Source organism: Vibrio sp. 1978, from assembly GCF_033344345.1.
The window spans coordinates 1-514 of the sequence record NZ_JAWPOP010001041.1 but is presented as its reverse complement, the minus strand read 5'-3'; the positions used below and the strand labels follow the sequence as shown (position 1 = coordinate 514).

The window sequence follows — 514 nt, the reverse complement described above, 5'->3', positions numbered from 1 at the left end:
CTTTGTATTGGAAATAGTCGAAACACGGATTGTTGTTTGGTCGATAGACACCCGTCCCAGATTTTTGAATGCCAAATGCGCGAGCTCCTAATTCCAAGTTCATTGAATGGACGGCCAACATTAAGGCACCTTTACCGGACTTTTCTAACGCTTCTAAATGCTCCATTCCTTTAATCGTAACGTGCTTACTGACTCTTTTATCTGACCAAAACCATGCCATCGCTGTTTCGAAGAGTGCAATACCGGAGTTGTCGATATTATCTTTTAAAATCGCCTCGCGTTGAGATTCGCCCATGTGAGGAAAACAAAGCTCAAGATTGCGCCGTATCGTCACTTGACGCTTTTTCATTATTCGCATGGCTAAACGGCCAATACCGCGTCCTAGCGCTAATTGAATATTAAAAGGAAGAAGGCTCAATGAGTACATCACGCCGATGAGAATTAACGTACCCCAATAACGAGGTAAAAGAAATTTAGCCTTAAATTCAGGCCTTTTGTATTTATTCATATATGA

1 pseudogene is annotated in these 514 nt (G+C 41.6%); it reads right to left on the bottom strand.

The annotated features are described in order from the left end of the window. Positions 1-508, bottom strand: a pseudogene (locus R8N49_RS30550) (lipid A biosynthesis lauroyl acyltransferase); the annotation flags it as partial. Positions 509-514 lie beyond the last annotated feature (6 nt).